The sequence below is a fragment of the Peribacillus simplex genome, from assembly GCF_001542915.1.
In the GTDB taxonomy this organism is placed as follows: Bacteria; Bacillota; Bacilli; order Bacillales; family DSM-1321; genus Peribacillus; species Peribacillus simplex_B.
Genome location: NZ_LNNH01000018.1, coordinates 15,819 through 39,782, shown reverse-complemented (window position 1 = coordinate 39,782; position 23,964 = coordinate 15,819). Strand labels below are relative to the sequence as shown.

The 23,964-nt window shown below is 35.1% G+C and carries 13 protein-coding genes and 1 pseudogene; 8 read left to right on the top strand and 6 right to left on the bottom strand.

Going from position 1 to position 23,964, the window contains the following annotated elements:
• Nucleotides 1–10: 10 nt before the first annotated feature.
• Nucleotides 11–1,345 carry an MFS transporter gene (locus tag AS888_RS10595; RefSeq protein ID WP_155645459.1) on the bottom strand — a complete coding sequence of 445 codons (1,335 nt, stop codon included), beginning with the start codon at nt 1,343–1,345 and terminating at the stop codon, nt 11–13.
• Nucleotides 1,346–1,458: 113 nt separating this feature from the next.
• The gene (locus AS888_RS10590; RefSeq protein ID WP_185113074.1) at nt 1,459–2,856 is read right to left on the bottom strand and encodes an aminotransferase-like domain-containing protein; all 1,398 of its coding nucleotides are present in this window, start codon (nt 2,854–2,856) and stop codon (nt 1,459–1,461) included.
• A 193-nt stretch (nt 2,857–3,049) separates the two neighbouring features.
• Between AS888_RS10590 and AS888_RS10585 the strand changes: the two genes are divergently transcribed.
• The 7 genes and pseudogenes from AS888_RS10585 (at nt 3,050) to AS888_RS10560 (ending at nt 8,463) form a co-directional block, all read left to right on the top strand.
• A complete protein-coding gene (locus tag AS888_RS10585; protein ID WP_061142127.1) occupies nt 3,050–3,637 on the top strand; it encodes a hypothetical protein in 588 nt (195 codons plus the stop codon).
• A 531-nt stretch (nt 3,638–4,168) separates the two neighbouring features.
• Complete coding sequence (locus AS888_RS25710; protein ID WP_155645458.1) at nt 4,169–4,315, top strand: BH0509 family protein; 147 nt, start codon at nt 4,169–4,171, stop codon at nt 4,313–4,315.
• Nucleotides 4,316–4,760: 445 nt separating this feature from the next.
• Nucleotides 4,761–4,961 (top strand): annotated as a pseudogene (locus AS888_RS25040) (tyrosine-type recombinase/integrase); the annotation flags it as partial.
• 238 nt (nt 4,962–5,199) lie between these two features.
• The gene (locus AS888_RS10575; RefSeq protein ID WP_061142125.1) at nt 5,200–5,379 is read left to right on the top strand and encodes a hypothetical protein; all 180 of its coding nucleotides are present in this window, start codon (nt 5,200–5,202) and stop codon (nt 5,377–5,379) included.
• Between the two features lie 27 nt (nt 5,380–5,406).
• Nucleotides 5,407–5,868 carry a hypothetical protein gene (locus AS888_RS10570; RefSeq protein ID WP_061142124.1) on the top strand — a complete coding sequence of 154 codons (462 nt, stop codon included), beginning with the start codon at nt 5,407–5,409 and terminating at the stop codon, nt 5,866–5,868.
• A 76-nt stretch (nt 5,869–5,944) separates the two neighbouring features.
• The gene (locus AS888_RS10565) at nt 5,945–7,825 is read left to right on the top strand and encodes a pLS20_p028 family conjugation system transmembrane protein (RefSeq protein WP_061142123.1); all 1,881 of its coding nucleotides are present in this window, start codon (nt 5,945–5,947) and stop codon (nt 7,823–7,825) included.
• Nucleotides 7,826–8,214: 389 nt separating this feature from the next.
• Nucleotides 8,215–8,463, top strand: a complete 249-nt coding sequence (locus AS888_RS10560) for a hypothetical protein (RefSeq protein WP_061142122.1) — start codon at nt 8,215–8,217, stop codon at nt 8,461–8,463.
• A 738-nt stretch (nt 8,464–9,201) separates the two neighbouring features.
• Here AS888_RS10560 and AS888_RS10555 read toward each other — a convergent pair.
• From AS888_RS10555 to AS888_RS10540, 3 genes are all read right to left on the bottom strand, one after another.
• Nucleotides 9,202–14,529, bottom strand: a complete 5,328-nt coding sequence (locus tag AS888_RS10555; RefSeq protein WP_061142121.1) for a reverse transcriptase domain-containing protein — start codon at nt 14,527–14,529, stop codon at nt 9,202–9,204.
• Between the two features lie 790 nt (nt 14,530–15,319).
• On the bottom strand, nt 15,320–15,856 hold the full coding sequence (locus AS888_RS10545; RefSeq protein ID WP_061142119.1) for a hypothetical protein: 537 nt from the start codon (nt 15,854–15,856) through the stop codon (nt 15,320–15,322).
• Between the two features lie 241 nt (nt 15,857–16,097).
• Nucleotides 16,098–17,030, bottom strand: a complete 933-nt coding sequence (locus AS888_RS10540; protein ID WP_061142118.1) for an ornithine cyclodeaminase family protein — start codon at nt 17,028–17,030, stop codon at nt 16,098–16,100.
• 946 nt (nt 17,031–17,976) lie between these two features.
• On the opposite strand from AS888_RS10540, the gene AS888_RS10535 reads away from it, so the two are divergent.
• Nucleotides 17,977–19,419: a toll/interleukin-1 receptor domain-containing protein gene (locus tag AS888_RS10535; RefSeq protein ID WP_061142117.1), complete on the top strand. Its 1,443-nt coding sequence runs from the start codon at nt 17,977–17,979 to the stop codon at nt 19,417–19,419.
• Between the two features lie 160 nt (nt 19,420–19,579).
• On the opposite strand, the gene AS888_RS10530 is transcribed toward AS888_RS10535, so the two are convergent.
• The gene (locus AS888_RS10530) at nt 19,580–22,735 is read right to left on the bottom strand and encodes an Eco57I restriction-modification methylase domain-containing protein (protein WP_061142116.1); all 3,156 of its coding nucleotides are present in this window, start codon (nt 22,733–22,735) and stop codon (nt 19,580–19,582) included.
• Between the last annotated feature and the right edge of the window lie 1,229 nt (nt 22,736–23,964).

The following is a 23,964-nucleotide window of genomic DNA, read 5'->3' as shown; positions in this document are numbered from 1 at the left end:
ATATCTTTTTTTATTTTTTATCAATTTGCTGAAGTCCTGAAGTTTTTTCATGTCGACCGCTACCTCCCCAAAGGACAAACGGAATGAGCAGTAAGGCAAGCACGGCACCCGCAATCGATAACGTTGCATAACTGGAATGGGCTACAACCATTCCCGATAAGCCTCCGCCCAATGCGCCCGACAATGCAATCAAAACATCTACAGAGCCCTGTGTCTTAGCCCGGGTGGATGGAGGGGCGGCATCCACCAGAATGGCTGTGCCACTAATCAGACCGAAATTCCAGCCTAGCCCAAGCAAGGCAAGTGCAATGATGAGCATCATCATCGAATCAGCAGGTCCAAGAGCAGCTAAAATGCCGGCAATCAGTAACGTAAGGGCAGAAGCAATCGCCATAACGCCACGACCCATTTTATCCACAAGAAAACCGGTCACCAACGAAGGCAAAAACATGGCACCGATATGGAATCCGATGACCAGCCCCACTTCATTTAACCCGTGACCATGGTGGCCCATATGTATGGGTGTTATCGTCATGATGGCAATCATGACGAATTGGGTTAAAACCATTACTGCAGCTCCTGCATAAATGCCCCGCCTGTTTGCCGATAGCAAATCGGCCTTCCCATTCAAAGGTGAATCACTAGTTCCTTTTTGAGCAGCAGCAATCGCTTTTGCAACAATGAAGGGATCAGGACGAAGCAGCATGAATAATACGAAGCCTGCAAGTAGATAAGCTATCGCAGCTAATATGAATGGACCAGCTAAAGCTGGAATTCCAATTGATACAGCCAAATCCCCCATGACATCCACCAGGTTCGGTCCTGCCACGGCACCGAATGTCGTCGAAACCATGGCCATGCTGATCGCTTTTGCTCTTTGGCTCGAGTTAGCCAAGTCCGTTCCTGCGTATCGTGCTTGCAAGTTTGTCGCCGTCCCGGCGCCGTAGATAAGCAGTGATGCAAATAACAGCAGGATGCTATTTGTTAAAGCTGCGATCACCACGCCAACGGCACCGATGCCTCCCGCAAAAAATCCTGCCGCAAGTCCTGGACGGCGTCCGAAGCGCTGGGACAGACGCCCCACTAGCAGCGCAGCCCCTGCTGACCCTAACGTGAATAACGCCGTAGGAATTCCCGTCACACTATCTGTACCCAGCATATCCTGTGCCAGCAATGCCCCCACTGTCACCCCCGCTGCAAGTCCTGCTCCGCCGAAAATTTGGGATATGACAACAACCAGTAACGACCGTTTGTATAATTGTTGTTGTTTTTCAGGAGAATCAATATAGCTTTGCAGTCTATTCGATTGGCCTGCCAACTCTTTTACACTATTTTGCAATACCATCTAACCTCTCTTTCCAAAATGATGATTCTATTCTTGTAACGATCCAAGATTTGCATTATCATAACATTCACAAAAAAACCATACAATATCATAATTGTATGGCGAACAATATATTAGGCTAAGTTTTTTAGTAAACGTTCAAGGATACGTAATCCTCTTTCCAGCTCCTCCATTGTTTCCGGAGCACAAATGGAAACCCGTACAGCCCTCTCCGGGGAACTTTTCCCCACTACAAACCGTTCAGCGGCATACACCTGTACCCCCTGCTCTGCAGCTAACGCTTCGAAGCCAGCACCTGTAATCTTTCCAGGCAATAGTAACCAACGGAAGATACTTGTTTCAGCACCTAAACACGCATAGCCTGCCAAATATCGATTGACGACCTGATTCCGACGAATTGTTTGCTTCCGATGGCCCGCAATCATACCTTCAAATTGATTCGATATGATGGTACGCGCCGCAAGCTCCGCTAATAACGGGGAAACAGTTATATTCAAATTATAAAGTGCCCTTGAAATCGGCTCCTTGAATGGACTCGGCACAGCGACATAGGCTAGCCGCAAACCCGGTGCGATCGACTTCGATAAACTGGCAATGTAGATGACCTGTTCCGGGGCAAATGAGGCGATGGCCGGTAATGGTTTTTCGTTATGTAGATGATACGTCGCATCTTCTATGATGAACTGATCATGCTTTTTCGCAATTGCCGCAATCATTTTCCGATTCTCGACAGACATCGAGCAAGCTGTCGGATTATGAAAATCCGGGATCAAGTATATGCCTTTAATATTGTCATGCTTACACGCATCCTCAAAAGCAGCTGGACTCATTTCACCATTCTCGGATTTTATCGGCACTATTTGCACACTAAGCATCGCGGCCGCCGTTTTCAAGCCTGGATACGTATGCTGATCAGCGCCAATGCGATCACCTGGCTGACACAGACTCGCCAGCGTGGCGGCAATCGCATTTTGACCGCCATTTGCAAATAATATGCGCTCGACTGTCGTTTCAAACCCGCCTCTTTTCATTAGCTTGATCGCTGCATCCTTTTGCCAAAAGCTTTCACCTGTTCGGCCATATCCGAACCACTTTTCATAATCCGTCTCCTGCAGCATGTTTTTCAGCTGGTGGAGCAATGGCTCAAACGAAGCATTATCTGGCAGTGTCGCTCCCATTTCAATCAAATGCCCCGGCTTCACTTCGTCCAGTAAGTAAGCATTCGATAAAGCATCATACGAAACGAACGTGCCGCTTCCAACCGTTGCACTCAGCAAGCCCTTCAACTCACACACCTTAAACGCCTTTGAAACAGTACTTACATTCAAATCCAAATAATCGGCCAATTCCCGCTGCGGAGGAAGCTTCGTACCAGGCACCAAAAGCCCCTCCATAATGTCACATTCTAACCGCTTCGCCAATGCCTGATATATCGGCCTATCCTCCCTACTGATCGTCGGCTTCCAGGTCATTGGATAATCCTCAAACGAATTGATCGGCACAGTCCTCATCCTTTTTCATACAATCTTAATATTGTATGGCGATAAATTCAAACCAATCCTGCACCGATCACCTTAACTAAACATTGATTATTCCTATTATTCACAATACCATTGACAATGAAGTGAATCCATCATACAGCAAAAGCAACGACTGCAACTGATGATTACACTATCATCACGAAAATAAAGAGGTGCTACATATATGCTTCCAAAGTATGCTTTCCCTTTTATCATTTGTATGTTTCTTCTAATGGGGTGTGATACCACAGAAAAGACAAGTGAAAAATCTGTCCATGATCCAATCGAGACTAAACAGAATAACTCATCGAATCAAAAAAACAAATCATTGGAAAACAAGCTGCTTCCCCCTAAATTTAGCATCACAAAGTTTGAAATGAATTATATTCCTGAGAATAAGGAATTAACTTTTCTGATGAATTACGAAATAGATCAGGACATATACGAAATCTTACAGGAAAACACCCAAAAGCTGTACTTTTCACTGGAGTACCCTGAAGCAGTATACGATGTTTTACATAAGACAACCAGTGAATCAGTGTTGGCAGAGCAGCCTACAGATCACAAAACTACATATCAAACTCCATTCAAACTAAACATCGATTTAACGAAAAAAGAATTGGAGAAAATAAAAAACAACCTATCTGGCTTTAACCTCATTATAGCTGACAAAGATAAGGATCCTATTGCCCATTTTATTGATTTGAATGGGTTCAATACTTTCGATCCTGATACTTCAAACTCTACTCATATAGATGAGATAACGAAATAGATGGCGAAGAAGAGTCCCGATTCAGGTAATGCTTCTATTAACCTTCAAAATACCGAAGAAAAGGCCTCCCACAGTAACTGTGGGAGGCCTTCAACGTTAAAGATATTCACATGTTAGGTGAGCACATTCTGAACCTCGTTAAATCCTTTATTAGAGGATTTAAGCGATGATTACATCATGCCGCGCATCATACAATTTAACCTTAATTAAAACACATAACAAAACATACGTTCTAAACTAGGATATTCACTCAAAAATTTAAAATAATAACATTTTCGGCATCCATTCGGCACCTTTGAATCAAATCCCTACTCCTTAACAAAAATCAAGCTTTGGAAATCCGACCTTGTCTCATTAACTGCTTCAAAGTAAATAGATAAATACCATTTCTATATTATATCCTTAAAATTCATCTATATTTGATATTTGTTTAATCTAACATTGAGATATATAATAAAAATAAGATAAAAAAGAAAGCGTTTTCAACATTTAAATACTTCGTTACTTCTCATATTATAAGGAGGATTTAAGATGAGCCAAGTAGAAAGAAATTCCAAAGCGCAGAAATTAATTGAGCAACAAAAGTTCAATGAGAAAGACATTTCCAAGATGACGGATTCACAGGTTGAATATTATCACTGGCTCTATTTCGATGACTCTGTTTATGATTATATGTAACTCAAATATTAAATGATAAAAAGCGGGGAAAACACTGATAATTCAGGGTTCCCCGCTTTTCCTTTTATCCTTTCCGAAATACTTTCTTGCAAACCCGATCTTTGCTGATAAGTGGGTTTCAGTTGCTTTTTTGACCTGGCTGACTTTCAGCTTCCTTCCTTTCCCCCCATTTACTTCCTTGCGGCTGGGCACCCATACATAATAGAAGGGAATGAGCTCTACAAAACAGTCGAGGGAACAAACCTCCCACTCAAGCCAAAACATTTTCTAAAGAACGTTTTATGATCCACGTATCACAGTACACTGCATTCAATACTAATCCTACGTTCAACAGTTATTCATATAAAAAAGCCCTCCTTGGATATATGGCAGCGTAGAGATCAGTAATAGGTTTTTCTTGTTTTCCAGATGATTTAGTAACTGAACCCAAATGCTATGTGGGACTAGGCATACGCATACATCCTTACTGATCGAAGCAGGGGTGGGTTTGAAAGAAATTCAACAACGATTAGGACATACGGATATTCAAACAACGATGATTATCCATGCTCATATGACTGATAACAAAAAAAAGGCCTCCCACAGTAAACCGTGGGAGGCCTTTAAATTTAAAGATATTCACATGATTGGTGAGCATTCATTCTGAATCCTCGTTAAATCCCTGTATTAAGGGATTTAAGCGAAGATTACATCATGCCGCCCATCTAAGAGGTGGTTTTTTGCTCTTATATGGGCTGGCAAATTCTTGGTGTAACCTGGATTTTAAGAATCTAGATTGTATACGTTGGAATGAAAAATAAAAATTGGGTTAGCAGAAAAGTTAGCAACCCTGGATGGTGAATTTTTAAATCACACCCCTATTAATTTCAGAAGGAGAGATTATCATGAAAATGAAAAAACCCTTAAATCCTATTCAAACTGCGTTATTAAAGAAGCACATAAAAAAATTCGAAGAAAAAGATGGTGTTTTAACTGAAGCTTTTACGATTGATGGTGATGCAGGCATGATTTTATACGGATTTGTGTCTCCGAATAAAACGGTAAAAGGCGTGGTTTTTATTTAGATCAATAAATACAAGGGAGTTTTGTAAATGAATTTAAAAAAGGTTTTTAGTGGCTGTCTTGTTTTATTGTTTGTGTTGGTTGTATCAGCTTGTGAGAGTGATGGTATTAATGGAGGGATCGGAAAAGCTACTGAACTCGATTTGAAGGAAGTTAAAGTATTTATGGAAGATAAAAAAACTGGGTTTTTATATGTGAAATCAGCATTTGATTCTGATTCTGATAAAGAAAGTGATCGAATGCAGTTAAGCGAAATTGAACGTGTTGCCGAGGCTGAAAAGATTGATTTTTATGTGTTTGATGCAAAAGAACTGCCTACTTCAGAACTTTACGAACAGGATACTTCAAAACGTACTCTTGAGCAAAATTCAGGAACCTTAGCCTTTTATCAAAAGGGTGAAATCAAAGATGAATTGAATTTTAAGGATATTTCAGAAGATGATGTTTCTGGCGAGGTTGAAAAATTCGTTCAAAAAATGAAACATGATTAATCCAAATAACGTTAACCAAAATAGTGCGGTTAACCATTGATATATTAGGGATTATGAGTTAACTAGGAGGGGTTCTATGGATGAAGTAGCAAGGATACTTGAAAAATTTTCTGATTTTCTCGAAATGACCAATCCAATCTCGTACATGCTACGTTTGATCGGGTGGGCCATTATAAAGGGTTTGGCATGGCTTGTTGATTCCCTATCAAACATAACGGATTCAATCCTGGGTTTAAAAATGTTTTATGACAGTGCTGAAATTACAAGTTTTGTAGAATTCCTTATTCCTCTTTCTGTTATATTGATGGGGTTTTCGCTTCTCTACACAGGATATCAGCTTATTTTTCAAAAAAAGTTGGATCGCGAAGCCATTATAGTGAATGTGTTTATGATAATGTTTTTTTTCGCTTTGGTACAAGAAGGTATGGAAAAAGCAAACCAATTCACAGATAAAGCTATTGATGCTCTTGATGTTGTTGAAGAAGGTTCAATTAGTCAAAAAGTTATTAAAGACAATATGACTGATCTTGCTCAATTTGATGCAACGGGTTGGAAAACAACTGAGCTTAACCATCCAAACCGAGTTCCGAAAGATCGAATTTTAAAAATTAATATTACACAGGCGATTGATAAGGATTTTGATCCCGCAGGGGAAGCTAAAGAAATGTCTGAAATAGGACTTGGGGTTTTTTCTAATCGTTTGGAGTATGACGATTTAGGTAATCCAAAGAAAGTTGAGTTAGATGATGGTTGGTTCACTGCGTTTAAAGAAAAGTATTACCGTTGGGATTGGAACTTTTGGACAATCGCCATAACATTAGCTATTACAGCCTTCACTATGCTGACAATTGCTATTAAGTTAGCAAAACTGTTCTTTGAATTAACATTCAACTACGTATTAGCAATCATTATAGCCCCTGCTGATATTCATTCAGGGCAAAAGACAAAGCAAATCCTTCAAAGTATCCTAAATACTTTTCTAGTGACAATTATGATTTTCCTATCAATGAAAATCTATCTGATTGGAACAGAGTTTATTACCGATAAATTGGATGGTGTCGCCTATTTAATTGCATTATTTGCTTTCTCTCTTGCTGTAATTGATGGTCCCAATATCGTTGAACGGTTATTTGGTATTGATGCAGGACTGAAATCTAGCTGGGGTGCCGTAGCCGGTGGTTATACTATTGCAAAAGGCGTAACGGGTGCAACAAAGGGTGCTGCAAATACACTGAAAGGATTATCAAGTGAAGGTAAATCTGCCGCATTGAAGGGTGTAAGTGGTATTGCAGGAATGGCACAAGGCCTTAGAGCAATAGGACAGGACCAATCCAGAGAACAGACTCCGAATGGTTCCGAAAGTGCTCATTCTGTAGATTTAAAAGCACAAAATCAAAATCAAGAAAAACAAAGTCCAAATGGTTCGAAAGGTTCCTGGGAAATCGAAACTGGAACGCAAGAAGTTGCTTCTTCTATTGAACAAAAAATGGCACAACAACAACAACAACAACAAGAAGGGCAAACAGGTAGAGGAAAAGTAATAGGATTACATGATCAAATGGCTCTGAATGGTGTCTCCGGTAATGGAAAACGGAGTGCAGCTGTAAACAGTCCACACTCCATTTCATCTGGATCGCCAAGCCAAATGAACAATGGCGATATACAAAAAAGTGAGAAAACGTCAGGTGACTACTACAGTCCCATTCCTTCATCACCTTCCTTCTCACAATCAAATTCCCCTTTGGTTTCATCTGAAATGCAAGGAGAATCTAATATGAAAACACCACTACAAGAAAAAAGAACTGATCGAGAAACTCGTCATGTTGGAAGCATAATTTCTGATAATGTGCGGAACAGCCCGTCAGTAAAAACGGTTAAACGCACCTATCAAATTGGTCAAAATACAAGCGAAAGTCTAAGAAACAACATCGCTAAATTCCGTCGAAAAAACCAATAAAAAAGTGAATGAAAGAGAAGGTTTCCTTTTCTTTTTTAAAATAACATTCAATTAAATAGGGGGACGCGAAGGGGACATTGGTCGAAAATAGGGGGACACAAAGGGGACATTGATTAACATTTAGTGATATCACTAAATGACTGCTTTTTAATTATTATTTAAGACCCACATCAGTCCATCTGAGAAAGTTCAGGTATCCCACGTCAGCCCACCTATATCAAACAGGAGTCCCATGTCAGCCCACCTGAAAGAAATTAACGATATCATATAAAACACTAGGCTTTGCCTAGGATATCACCCTTGGTGATATCAGTTTTTCCTTATGCTCTTTCTAACTCTAAGTCTTTTTAATCCAGATTTTTGATTTTGTCCAAAAGGAGAGTTAAACAATGGATATTTTTTTAAGAAACATAGACCCAGTAGCAATGAAAAAAATCGATGAAATGGCAAAAAGAAAATCAATATCAAGACAAGAGTTTCTTAAATCAGTTGTAGAAAAGGTTGCATATGAACCAGAAAGAAATGAAAACGAAGTGCGTTTAGAAAGAATAATAGAAATGAACTTTCAAATTATGAAGGAAGCAACAAGTACGATTAGTCGTTTTGAAAATCTATTAGTTGAATTAATGGAAGAATAATTGGAAATCCATTTTCTCCTTTTTTCTTGAAGTTATCTTTTTGAAAAGTAAAAGAGAATGTAAAAGTAGAGGGCACACAATCATTTGACCAAAGGAGCATATGTCACATTTGGAATTAGTTGTTTTTTATTAAAATAGGAGCAGACCGCGGATAAATTCCAAAAGTACATTGGCCTATGAATTGTGATCAAGACCAATTTCCAGATACCTCAGTTCCTCTTAAATAAGTAATTCTTCTATTACCGTTTCAAAGTATCTCAACCATTGATTGGAGGTCTTTTTTATTAGACATTAACGCTTTCGTGTTCGATGTCAAAAGCCTTTAATTTTCCGAGTATTTTTTGTCAACTACTGTAACTTCGATAAAAGGCTTGAGCAAATACTAATAACCTTGATAAACTAAGAAAAGAGCCTGTTTTGAAAGATTAATCAAAACAGGCTCTTAATATTGAATAATTCTTTTATAAAAAAAGCTTGAATGAAATGGTGTTCCCTTTCTCAACTAAAACACCCAGTTTGTTGAAGAAGAAAACATGTTGGCTTCTTGAATAAAGGTAACAAATTATACTTCCTTTTTAGCTTTAAAAACAAGTTTGAAATTTAGATTATATAATACAAATAAAATGAATAAATAGAAAGATTATGTTTTAAAAGAAGACTAAGAAAGTAAAAAAAAGTGTATCATTATTACAGCCTAGAAAATATTAATAAAATAAGCCCTTTTCATTTAATAAACTATTAGTTTTTAGAGTCATACCTATAATTAAATACGCCGAATTTTTCTGTTAATGGTATTAAATGAGCTTTAGGCATACTTTTGTATCTAGCAATTAAAATATTACTAGTTTTCTCTTCTTCTATAGACTTCAAATATTTAACGAATGTATCGTTACTCATATAAAGCTTTTTGTCTGTAAAACGGGGTTCTTCAAACGATTTAATAATTAATTTTCTTTCTTTATAATCTAACTTTTTACTGAATGTACTTTGTTCCTTATATATCTTTTTTCCTCTAAATTTTAAATTTGGCATTTTACTTTTCAAACTTTCATATATTTGTTGAATCTTTTTAGTAACGTTTTCTTCAAAAACATCCGTATGAACAACAGAAAAAATAATAATTTCGTCTAATTGTTTCATAAAATCTTTTAAAGATTCACTATCAATTTTAAAGTATTCCTCGGATAAAGGTTTATCCTTAGATGGATAAAGGTAATTGTGCAGCGTGGTCCTAAATTGCTTTCCACTTATACCAATATCTAAAACAAAGGCTAGTGATTTATATTCTTGATTCGCAGCACAATCATTAATGATACGGAAGTCCTCCCATATTTTATTTTGATAAATTGAATTTCTATCGAACCCATAATCTCTTCCTATATTCGTAACCATTACATTGAATCCATTATCATCTTCCTTAGTTTTCAAAGGTAGAAGACAAACATTCTTTTCTTCACTTATTTCAATCAGGCCTTTAAAAAATTCAATACACATCTGCTCATCAATTACTTCATATGCAGCAATCAATTTTAGTAAAGCTTCATGGTACTGTTCTTCAAATTTGTCCAAAAATCTCCATATTCTATGATAAGATTCATTCTCACTTATATTATTCTGTTTTTGTATCTTTTTACTCGATTCTTTAAAGCATACTAAACTTTTTAATGCATTTCTCTTACTATTCAATAGTTGAACTACTTTCTTATTGTCTATCATAGATATTTTTTCTTTTATTGAAATTAAACCCTGTAAAGGAATAGCAATTATTATATCAAACTGACTATCAGAATATAATGCATATCTTGCATCTAAATTTGCAACTTCGTTAGAAGGAATAATTTCTAAATCTTCATGTTCAAAAGGATAGAGGATTTTAACATTTTCCAGATTTTTTTCTTTTTCTTCAATCCAAACTATATTAGGTTTCTTATAATCTTTTATAATATTATTTAACCTTTTAGGTTCACTAGAAAAATATTTCTCTACTCTTTCTTTCGCAATTTCTATTTCTTTGAAAAAACCATTAAGTTCTTCAAATATGTCAAATTTAATTCTATCGGTTATCCCCTTAAAAAGCTCAAATAATAATTTATCTTGTATTTTAGTTCTATCATTCTCAAACACAATTAATCTGTCAAAATCATGCGGAGATAAGGATGCATAAGCATTTACAAAGTCAACTTCCTTAAAATTCTTTTTACTACTTTTAATAATTTTCTTTAAAGCATATAATTTTGCTTTTTCTATTTTTATTGGATCAATCTCACCTTCTTTTAAATTTTCATTTAAATATTTACCCAAAAAATTTACATAATTTATTATATCCTCATCAGTTATATTCCTAGGTATAAATTCACTTTTAAAATTTGTTGGACTGTATTGATATGCGTCTTTATTTTTCTCTAGTAAGTCCCCGTCACTTAATAAATCCATAATTTCCTGTTTAACTCTTTTCGGAGTATTATCAAATAAATTCATTTTATTAACTACTATTTTTTCATCATACATAGAATATTTGAAATGTATATCTTCTGATGAATTAACAAAAGTTCCTTTTTCAAAGTAATTATATAAATGACCTTTATTTATCAATTGGAATATTCCATATATTAACTTAATTCCATAAATCAAATCTTTCCCACGTAATTTATCATTTATATTCATCAGTTCTTCATTAGTTTTTATTTCTAATATAAAATTTATATACTCGTCTCCATTCAGCCAACTATCATTTAGTACTGCGTTCACTTGAATATGGTCTTTCAGTTTTGCATTAGCTCGAACTAATAACTTGTTTTGTTTTCTAAAGACAACCCGTTTATTGTAATAAGTATTGAGTCTAGGTACTTCTGGTAAATCCGGGAAATAATCTGTATTTTCATCAATGCACCACTTCAAAAACTCTATATTTTTTTCTTTAATTATTCCTTTGATTTGATCTAAATTAACATCTTGAATTTTTGATTTAATATTACTATTTGGATCTAGTATGAAGAGTAGTAGGTATACAACAAATTCTTTTTCCCTTTGACTTACAGGCTCCTCTGGAAATAAAGCTCTATCATTTAGCACATCACTTATAATCATAATGAGATTTTGTTCTTCAACTGATTGCCATACAATATGTTTTTTGTACTTATACCATTCATTCATTGAAACTGGAAAATTTTTGTCCAAGTTAAGCACTTTCTTCCACATGCCCTTGAATCCCTCTAAATGTATATTGCTATACAAGCTTAAAAAACATACTAAATTAACTAGACTCTGCCCATTAGATTGATTTAGGTTTTTGTTAAGCGATATATTAATTATACTTTCAAAGGTATTAACAACTTTGTCTAGTCTCTTTAAATTCTCAGCCTTCTCAAGAAAATAATCCAAGTCTTCTAAAATTGTTAACGGATTTAAGTTTCCTTTAAATTGAAATCTAGTTAAAATCTCTGACTCCAATTCTTCGCCAAGACTAAATTCATTTGCATACTTTAAATTATCAATTATTATATCCAAATCTTCTGTTTCAAAATTAATATCACTTGTATCTATTTTAGAGAAAATAATCAACCTTATTAATTCTATTCTTTCATAATCTAAGAGATCTTTTTTGGAGGAATATGATGTTATTATTTTTTTAAGCACATCTTTATCATATTTATTAAAGTTTTTAATTAATGCCGAAAATAAGTTGCTTCTAGCAAGACCCTGTAAATTTATCAATAAATCCAACTCAAACTTTAAATCTTTATCAACAAATAAAATATTATTATAAAAGTGTTTAAACAGACTACCTCTACCAATGTCACTTTTTAATATCATTTCTCCAATTTCTCTTTTTCTAGAATCAAATATTTCTTTATCTATTAAATGTGTCAAATAGAACGGCAATTGTTTAACATCTACTTCATTAAACTCAGTAGTTAACAGCTCATTTAATAATTTTTTTGTATTATTAATTAATTCATCGCTTGCACCAATATAATCTACTCCATCGACAAAATACTTTTCAAAACTCTTCGTAATAACCTTGTACTTTAAGTCCTTAACTACACCAAATTGAAATTTTTCATTTTCCATATTAATATCTAGCTTTAAGGTATCTAAGACTTGTTGAACATTTTGAAATATTTCATTTGCTCTAGTTTTATCTCTAAGAATAATAAACATATCATCGACATATCTATAATAACTTTCAAAATCTTCATCAAGATACGATTCAATTACTTCATCCACCTGACTGAGATAAAGTTCTGCTAATATTCTAGCGTATGCAGGACCTTGGGGGACACCTTTATCTGAACCAGTTATTTCCTTAGATAGTTCAATTAGATAATGAATAATAGGAAAAATTTCATTCTCTTTTATTGGATTTACATTTAATTTTATTTTTTTTAATAGTACTTCTCGTAATGCAATATGATCAATAGAATCGTAAAAAGATTTTATATCTAATTTAATCAAATAATATTCATCATAACTCCCATCATTAATTATGCCCTCAATACTATATACATACTCTAGCCACGCCTTACTCCAATTTTCGAATATATAATTATTATTACGTTTGTTTAGACGGTATGCATAACTGTTAACTGAAAAATCTCCGTACATATAATCCGTAAGTTTTGATGACATATATGTACTCAGTATTCTATCCTTAGCCGCTAAACTATACATATGCCTATTTTTTATTTCAGTTTCCTTTCTAACATACTGATACGACACTATATTTTTAAAACTATAATTTTTCTCATATATTTTTTGTATATCGTCTTTTAAATTTTCATCATTAATATTTTTGAGATCATCTTGTATAAAAGTTAATGGTACCTCATCATTTTGCAATAAGTAATTCAATTCAGACTGTGCTATTTTGCCAAAATTCACAAGGTCATTAGAAATCAACTCAATTTTAAGCTCTAAATGTAAATCTAATAAATCATATATATTCTCTATCCCATTTTCCCTACAATAACTACATTCCTTTTTATATAAATCTTCGAGATATTTTATATTAGGTGGGTATAAACCTTTTAAATTTTGTAGCTTTTCATTCGTTACATCCGCATCATAAGACTCTTCATCACTAGAAAAGAACTCATTTAATAATCTAACGCCAAAGTTATCATCATTAATAGATTTAATTCTAATAAGCGATGCTACTAAAACTATTCTATCACGCTCACTCCAATGAGCTAATGGTTTATCAAATAAGTATCTGAAAATCTCTGATTTCGATAATACTTCTATTATTCCTTCAAGATTAATATCCTGATCCGTAAGAACCATATTTTTCTTTTGGTAATTTTCTTCTTCATTTACTTCATTGATTTTTAATGATTCAATTAATTCTGAAACAGAGTTTATTTTGATATTGTCCAATATATTCATTTGTTTTTCTAGAAACTCATTATCTAAAACAGCTATTTGTTCAATCTCTGAAGTCTCTTTGAAAAGATAAGAATATCTATTACTTTTCAAATGGAATGATAGAGGTACTTTGACCCCCAAACCTATTGTATTATTTTTTGCGGAACCATTTTTAGGATACTTATCTGTTAATATAATTCCCAATAAATTTTTTATATTAATTTGTAATTCTTCATCAATTTTTTTTATAATAGCATAGCCAATATTTTTACTTACCTCTTTATCAAGGAATATCCATACATGTATTCCTCTATTCCCTGAAAACTCAGATACATATTTTATATTATATTTATTTAAAATCTTAACAGTTTCACTATATACCTTATACAATGAATTTCTCAGCTCTGTATTTTTAAAAAAATCAAAGTCACTGTCAATTTTATCTTTTGCAATATCAATATCTAAACAAACCCATTTTAATTTTTGCCTTACTTGTTGGTAGCTCATAATGCTTTTCTTAGAATTAATCATGTTCTCTAAAATCGCAGCTGACATTTTATTTCTTTTTCGAACATAAACTACTTTCCCATCTTCCCCTACTACTTGTCGCCCGAAATACTTCCTGTTATAAAAAAAGTAATTAAATATTTTTCTCGAAACACAATGCACTAAATTTTCAGTTAAATCTTGAGTTAATTCCATATGTATTCCTCTTTTCAGGATTTCAATTCTTACATCTTTATATTAATTGTATTACCTTTATCCCTAACCACCCTTTGTTCACATTTAACAATTTCCTCCTAATAACTAGTAAATAATAAATCCAAAACCCTTGTTTAACAATAACTTTATTTTCCATAAATATATAATACGACCATAAATTAGTATAATATAACTATTGTTCTAAATTACCCCTTATATATTACCATAGAAATATAATAAAACTTATTTTAGACAGGCTTTATACTTTTTTATCGTTTAACTATTTATTTTAGAATTAACTAAATTAGGTGTATTTGTTGAAGAATGTCACACAAATAACCAATTTTTTTATAAACGACATTCCACATCCCTCTCTCTACTTCTTTGTTATTGCATAACACTGAACTGTCAGCACAACAAAAAAGTTGCTATAATTCAGATCTGCTAAACCCTCTATTGTATCCGTTACTCCACCCTATTTTTCTCTAAATTATACCATTTCTTATGCAGCTAAACTGCCCCTATAGTTCCATAAGAAAAAGCTGCCTTAAAGACAGCTCCGATCTTCAGCTAACGCACCCGTTACTTCAATAAGAAAAGTCGACAAAATGGCAGCTGAATCATAAACTATCATAAACTCTTGCACCCGTTTGTTTAGGCTTAGATTTAGACTTACGTTTCTTCTTAAGTCTTCTATCTTACTCAGTTGGTGTTTATCTGATAAGTGATCAGCAATTCTCATTTCAGCCATTCCTATTTGCAAAATAAAAAGACACCCAAAGTGGATGTCTTAAATATTATTTTTCACTTCGTTTTCAAATGAAGATAAAGTTCGTTCTATTTTTACTTTTTTATTTGATGAGCAAATAATTCTATTGCTTTCCAATATTAAATACCTTATTACTTCAAGAACAGGCTCCACAATTTCGTCAATTGTTCCTATTACAGAGTATCCACTTGCACCGAAATGAGAAAATGAATTTCTATATTCATTTAATCTTTCAATAGCTATTTTCTGCTTCTCTGTTAAAACTAGAACTTTTCCATTAACACTTTGTATCAATTCTTCTTTCTTACACAACTTCAATATTTCCATGATACTCAACAAGCGCCATTTACTTGTTTCTTTTTCAGTGTTCTTAAAAATTGTATCTAGAGGATTTCCCGACTTTACATAAGTAACAGCAAAACCATAAAGTGCTCCATGTAAACTGATACAAACCCATTTAAACCTATGATTGTAACCATATTTTCTATAATAAGAACCTGCTTGCTCTAGAAAATCAATAGCATTCTCTAGTTGGTCAGACACATAAATATTTGACATTTTCTATATCACCACTTATTTAAAAGTATGTAGTTTCAAAAATAATACTATCCTATATCCAGATAAAAAGCACCCTTGAAAGGATGCTTACTCTTATTTCTTCATCTTTTTTTAATACCTTATGGAACTATCCTGCCCCGTTAGTTCCATAAAGAAAAAGCTACCTTAAAGACAGCTCCAATCTTCAGCTATCGCACGCACCTGTGTTAGTTCATTAAGAAAAGCGAGGAAGATTCCTCGCTTACTTTTCAGCCATGTTCATAATCTCATGTGCGACAACCACTTCAGTGCCAGAAAGTCCCACGGAACAAAACAATGTAACATCATTGATTGAAGTTCTGCCCGGTGTCTTTCCAGTTATGATGTCCGAAAGCTGTACAATATTCTGCTCATAAGGAGTATTGGCTAAGAAGTGAGGTGTTGAATAGGCACATAACTGTTCAAGGGAATCTGTAGTAATTACGGAGCTTTTACCAGCTACTTCTATGGGTAGCTCATGCCCATTCATCGATTTTGGTCCAACAGTATTGATATGTACACCCGGTTTTAACCAATCTGCATCGATCACTGGTGAACGACTATTTGTAGCACAGATGATGATATCTGCCTTCTCCACACACTTTTTGGGGGAATCCATAGGAATTACATCCATATCAAGTTTTTCAGACATTTCTTCGGCAAACTTCTTTCGATTTATATCATTACGACTGTAAACCACAACCCGTTTGATATCACGAATAGCTATAGCTGCTTCTAACTGAGTACGAGCTTGTATACCTGTTCCAATTATCGCTAGCTTTTCAGCATCTGAACGAGACATGGCTTTAATGGCAGCTCCCCCAATTGCGCCAGTGCGAAGGGCACCAAGTGAATTGCCAATAATAACGCCTTTGAATACTCCTGTCACGGAATCAAACACAGATACCAATTGTTCGTGACCCGAATGATCGTTTGAATAGGTATCGTAAACTCGAAAGCCTATAACTTTTTCAGTCTCCGTTGCGGCTCCAGCAGTGAAAACTAAGTTTCCATTCTCCGTCTCCAATTGAAATCGAGGTGGTGAAACAAGGGTTGCGTTTGCTTGTTCACGAAAAACGCGCTCAATTGCCTCAATGACGGGTTTCATTCTAGTCAATCTCAAAACGTCAGAATCTGTTAGAACTTGATATGACATGTATTATATTCACACCTTTCATAGAAACCTAGTCTAAAACGCTATAACTTTACACTTTTTACCTTTATTAACTAATCCTACCTTTCTTTTAGTTTAACATAAAACAACCATTTCTTTACTCAACATTCTGGCCCAATTGTTGAACAAAGATTAAACAGTACTCTTCAACTATCCTGCCCCGTTAGTTACATAAGAAGGAAACAATCCAATAATCTTATTAACAACATCTAATCAGTACCTCAAGGATACCAATCACAAGCCATTCCATCATTATCACGATCTAAATCATGATGGTCTTCCTAGATTTTTCAAACTAGCGTTTACCATTTCTAATTTTTTTATCACCAATAAAAATCTCTTGGTAGAAAATTAAGGAAAAATAAAAAAGCTACCTAAGATAGCAAGTGTTCTTAAAAAACTCTTAATATGATTGGGATTTTACATCGACCTAAATTAATCATTATAGGATATACTTCAATGGCTCTGAAATATTTTTTTATGTTGTTTGGTCTAGGGATAGTTACTTAATCATCACAAACAAAAGTTTTTGATGAAATAACAAAAAACTCTCTTCTAACACAATCTAACATTTAATGGAAGTAACGAAAGGTTATGTTTGATTTAGGCCTAAATTAAAGAAATTTAATTCCACAATTAGTTCCCATTTTGATGTATTTGTCCTTTGCTGTCGAGCTTTGGGATAACATGAGGTCTTTTGGTGAACAAGTCTTATTTTCATTCATTACCGGAATGCTGCCCCGTTAATTGAAAAAGGAGGTATTAATTTAGCTTGCTGCCATTTTCATAAAGATATAAAATAAGAATGGAAGAATAGGGGAATCCATAACCCAAAAAGTGAACGGTGTATACAGGAAAGCCATAATTGGAAATGAAAATAATAGCAATTCAATTTATTATAATCTGATAAATTTATGGGGGATTGGGTATGATGGAAGAATTAAACGCAGACAAGTTGTTCATATCCTATGCCTGGTCTAGTCCAGAACATGAAAAATGGGTACTGGAGCTAGCAGAAAGGCTGGAAAGTAATGGGGTATCAGTAGTTATCGATAAATGGGACAGCACCGAAGGGCAAAACCTGAACGCTTTTATGCAAAGAAGCGTTAATGACCCCACTATTACAAAAGTATTGGTTATTTGTGATGAAAAGTATGCTAAAAAGGCTGATGGGTTTGAAGGTGGAGTGGGGACCGAGACTGTCATTATTTCAAATGAAGTCTATCAAGATGTGAAGCAGACGAAATTCATCCCAATTATCACCCAAAGAAGTGTTGATGGGGAAGCGTATATCCCCACCTACCTTAAGGGAACAAAATATATTGACATGTCTTCCGAGCAAAGTTATGAAGATGGATATGAAAAATTACTGCGGAATTTGTATGGGAAACCAGAATATGTCCGGCCAATAAGGGGGAAAGCCCCGTCTTTTCTCCTACAAGATGAAAAAAAAACAGCATTGGAGAGCCGAAGGGCACTGAGTAGGTTTCGGCACAATGTAGAAAAAAGGCCCCGAAACATCGATATCTATACCCAGGAATTCAGCGAGACGTTTAAAGAGGACTTTGCCTCATTTGCCATTACCGTTTCAAATACTGACTCACTTATAAATTCTATCTATAACAGCCTGCATCAAACCGTGGAACTTCGAAATGTCTATATTGAATTTATAGAGTTTTATATAAGGGAATCAGAAACAGTTGATGTTGATCTGATTATTAATTTTTTTGAATCGTTATACCCTATCATTTACACAAAACAAAACGGCTCTCTTTATTCCGAAAATCAGTTCGACCATATGAAACTCTTCGTTACCGAACTGATGATCTACACGATAACCCTATTGTATAAATATAGAAAATATACAACTATAAGGGATTTAGTCAATAACCATTATTTCGTGTTGAATGATACCGGCAGAGAATTGGACGGATCGATTGGGATTTTTAATAGTTATCCTAGACTTATAGAAGAATCTCCAAACCCGTCAACCGGCCAGAGATATATATCAAACTCAGGACAATTGATTTTAGACAGAGCCAACTATAAGGGGATAACAACTGCCGACCTAGTTCAGGCCGATTTTCTGTTATATTTCCTAAGCTGCTCATTCGATAAATTGAATGATTATTTTAGCTGGAATCCGCCTACAGCCCCTTATTTTACCAACGAAAGGATTTCATTCATGGCAAAACTGAAATCGAAAAGGTTCTTTGAAAGTGTTAAACTCATGTTTGGCATTTCCGATGTGGAAGAGATGAAGAAATTAGTAAAAGGTTTCAAGGATTATCTTGAGCGTGTAGGGAACACGAGATCTTTGATGTTCATCAAAAATACGATTATTCGTCCAGAAGATATTGCTTCGTTATAAAGCAACAGAAAAACGTTCAGAGTATAAAATGCTCTGAACGTTTCAAGAAAAAAGGGCCACCTGTGGCCGCCCTGGTATTCGTTGCATCCGAATGATGGGTACTAGAAAAGGAAGTCTGAGCAAGCAACTAAGCTTCTCAGACTTTTAATAGCCTTCCTATTTATAGTCCAAGTATGGAATCAGACAGTTCTTGGATAACATTTTCCAACCCTTCTGTAAGACCTGAAGAATGAGCCTCTTGTACATAGTCGGCAAGAGCAACGTGTTGCTCATTATCAGGGTCGAAGAATGGTAAGTTCATGTGTTTAAAAATATTCCCCACTTGTATCGCAATGTTATGGCTCTCTACAAACTCTCTGACTAATTTAGAATTAAGTAAGCCACACAAATAATACGCCGGTTCAGCAACTTCAAAGTCAACGAAAAATACTTTATGATCCGGGATATAAGGTCTACTGCCAACCAAAGGAACATCTTTTTCTGTAACTACAGCAGAAACAAACTTGCTTGATTGCTCTGCCCAAACAACCTTAAATGGTGCAAAAGTGTACTCACCAACGTTGTATACCCCATAGTACGGTTTGTCCTTTAAGTAAAGCTTTCTTGTAGATCTTTGCAGAAGCAAATCTCTAAAATCAGCGAAATATCGCTTAGTAAGTTGGTACTCTGTATCTAAAAGCTCTTCACTTGTTTCAAAGTGTTCTTTTTTAATACCCTCATTAGGCAGAAGTACGTAAAGGTCATTTTTCGGCTGAACTTTAAACTTTTTAAAATCGCTTGCTCCTTTTATCAATGGGTGTAGCATGCCTGGTTCAATCCAATACTTACTTTTTGGACCAATATCTTTTTTTCCTGATTCTGGCCGAGTCTCTATTTGTACCAAACCATCCTCATCGTTCACTGCAACTATATTAACAAAGTAAACCCCATTCAGGTCTGCAGTAATTCCTTTTCTCCCTTGAATCCAACCACCCTTCCCAGTGATATTTTTCATATCCTTAAATCTTCCTGGAGGAAGAACAGCCCACGGTGACTTCTCTTCATTTACTGGATTTGCTTCCATCTCAAACATTTGAACTTGCTCATACACTTTATTTAAAGGCAAATATGGAAGAATTGTTCTCTTGGAGCCAGTTCTCGCCCTCCAAATATTATATGGGACAGGATAATCGATGCTGCTTCGTAATTCTTTTTTAAAAAGAGCAACCACCGTTTTGTTAGCTGCATCGTTAAAAGGTTTTAATTCTTTCATGTCATCAATAGAAATCGGGACAAGCATTTCCTCATCATTGATTCTAAAGCTTCGGAATCCTTCAGATGACGGAGATTGAAAATGCGTCTGTGTAATAACAAATGCCAAATAACCATCTTCTTTTAGCCATTTATCCGCTACTGTATATGTTATCATTCCTGATATGTCTAACTCATTGCCCCCATGATATGGAGTGCTTGAGAATATATCATACTGCAAACATGTTGGTTTTACTCTCTTACGATATAGTTCTGGCAATTTGGACCAGCGGACCCAAGGTGGATTTCCGACAATAACGTCAAATTCACCAGCATTAGCTGACCAGAAGAAATTTCTTATGATACGGAACCATATACCATTCCAACTTTCTCTGTGTAAGTCTAAAATACGATTGTAAGTTGCCTTTAACGGTTGTTCCCAACTTTTTGCCTCTTCTTCTCTTAATAACTTGATTCTTACCAGACGTCCTAGCACTTTTTCAAACTCTACATCCTGCTCTACCTGTTCGCCCATTATCTCGAATACTCTGTCTAGCCTTTTACGGTCAAACGCTAAGGATTTTGGGATTTGTACTGTTAAATTCGCTATCTGGCTGCCAATTGAATAAGTTACTACTTCTTCATCACTTTTTGGATCATCCGATGGAGCATAAATAGCATCGGCCATAAGGATTGGTATTTCTACATTTCGGCCAGGTGACATCTTTAACAAGTCAGCAATTGCAATAAGATAATTTACTCTTGCCGTTTGAACAGCTAATGGGTTGAGATCGAAACCCCACACATTCTCTGTTATTAATTGCAGAGTCTGGCGCGATGATAACTCCTCATTCTCAGCCTCTTTCCTAATCCTCTTGATTAAGCCAAGTAAAAAAGATGCTGATCCGCATGTAGGATCTAAGAAACGACTTCCAAGCCAATTAAGGTCTTCAAATTTATCTAATGTAAACTCCACAAGCCAATCAGGAGTATAATATTCCCCAAGTGATTTCCTTAGTTCTGTAGGTACCAATGCTTGATAAAACCCTTTTAGAACATCCTGGGTTCTTGCTTCTACAAGCACGTCTGTCCGATAAAAAGACATTTTGATCAGTGTGTTACGTAAAGAAGACAAAATTACTTCCCTAGTTGCTTTGTGCTGGCAGGCATCTAAGTACCAGCTGAAGATAGCCTCTTCAACAAAACCACTAATACCTGCTGCTTCAAAAAGTCTTCCTTTTTCAATTTCTTGGCTGAAGCTACGCATTAGTCTCTCATCGTCATAAGTAGCAGCAGTCTGTGCAAATACTTTTTTAGATGTCATTCCATGTGCAGAAACTATTTCAGCAGCCAGCAATTTGATGATCAAGGAATTATAAGAATGGATAACAAAAAGACTAGCGGGAATTTGAAGATGAGCTGGGAGGTTCGGAGAAACACTAAAACCGATGGATTTTTTAATACCATTTATTTGTGTGCTGGTTAAATCAGCGACTTGACCAAAAAGCGTTCGCCACTCCTCGAAAAGCATCTTTATTTTGTTGTTTTTTCTATCCAACAAATTCATAGATAAAGCATCTGACAATGCTTGCATCAATTCATGTCCAGTGTCAGATGACAAACCAAAATCTTCCACCAAGTTTTTTGCCGTAACAGCTCTTCTAAAAGAATCCTTAAAGGCAGTAGCCACCATAGTTACTGACTCAAGCGAAAACGGTAATAATTCGTCATGAATGATTTCTCCGTCCAACATTTTGGCAAAACAAATATGTTCACCGTCAATTGCAATACCTATATAATCTCCCTCACTTAACCCCTCACCTTTTGCCTTTTTCTCGATATAGGGTTTCAAACGGTCATAAATTGCCTCTTTAAAAGAACGGCTTGTTGTTTTTCCTTTAAACAAACCTTTTGATTTAAATTCTATAATTACCTCATTATAGCTAGAGTCATTACGATCTCTTTCTGCTTGAAGGTCTATGCCAAGCGAATCGGAAAGGGCTCTAATCCAACTAATTCTGAGTTCCTCTTCATTCTCCCATTTATTTTTTGCAGTCTTTAACGTATTATATAAACTTTCGTACAAAGTATTCACCTCTTAAGACTTCTAATAAATTGATTATAACATGCACAAAGGAGCAAACGTTATCATGTATGCGACTTTATACTGTAATCAAAGTGGACCAGCCTTTTTTGTTACCAGTTTCTGAAGGAATTTAATTTTAGATAAAGGAAAATTAATGCACAAAACTACAACTACAATATAAAATGATTTAAGCCAATAAGAGATATCCATTTTATCAAGATACAGACTAAGAAAGAGGAATACAATGAATATTGCCGTATGCAACCAGTTTCCACTTCAAATTTTTTTACCACCTATGATTCCAAGTTTCATTTCCATCTCTATTATAATCAAGTCTCTTAATCAGTTTTAAAGGATTTTTTATATTCTTTACGATTATTGTTCAACTAATCTGCCCCGTTAGTGCTAAAAGAAAAAGGATTGCTGCATCAACCCCTTGTTAAACCATCCGTTACTTGAAGCAGAATTAGTTGTGATCAGGATTTCGTCTATACCAAATCCTCTAATGACATCTCTGCATAGTACTCCTCAAAGTCCAATGTGGACGCCTACAGGTTCTATTAAGGGTTTTGATTGCTTTATCTATTCTTGGTTAATTAGTGTTGGGTCTGGTTTTAAAAGCGAATTCTGTGATGCACATATATGGTTAATACCAATCAGGAATAAATATTCACTTTTCTCATAATTACAGTTTAATATCTGGAGTTGTTCATGCTGTTATAAGTAAATTTAAAATAGATCTCATTCCTTATTCATTGGCACCTCAGACGACTTTCTACAATGGATGGAGTGTTGGGTAATGAAAAAAATTGCATCTTCTATCCGAAAAACAAAGAATTCATCGGAGTATTTCATTTTCCTGGATATCCTTTTTTCTCTGAATGATTTTTTATTTTCTTCAGCAGCTCCAAGCCCTCTTTCTTTGACACGTTTACCACTAGTTTTGCCATGATTAAAGCTCCTCCTTTATATATGGTTTGATAATTACAGCATGGCCACAATTATGAATATTTATATATCTATCAACCTGCCGGAATACTTACGATTTCAGGTACATAAGTAAAAGGTACGTATTTTCACTTTTGAGAGAGGGAAGGGCTTATAAAAGAGGGAAGCCAAACAACAAAAGGAAAAGTCAGATCCGATTAGTAAAGAGATATCAAACCATCGATTTCAGAATCTTTGAATGAATAGGATGCCCCCCATTTCCCCTTACCAGGCCTACACGA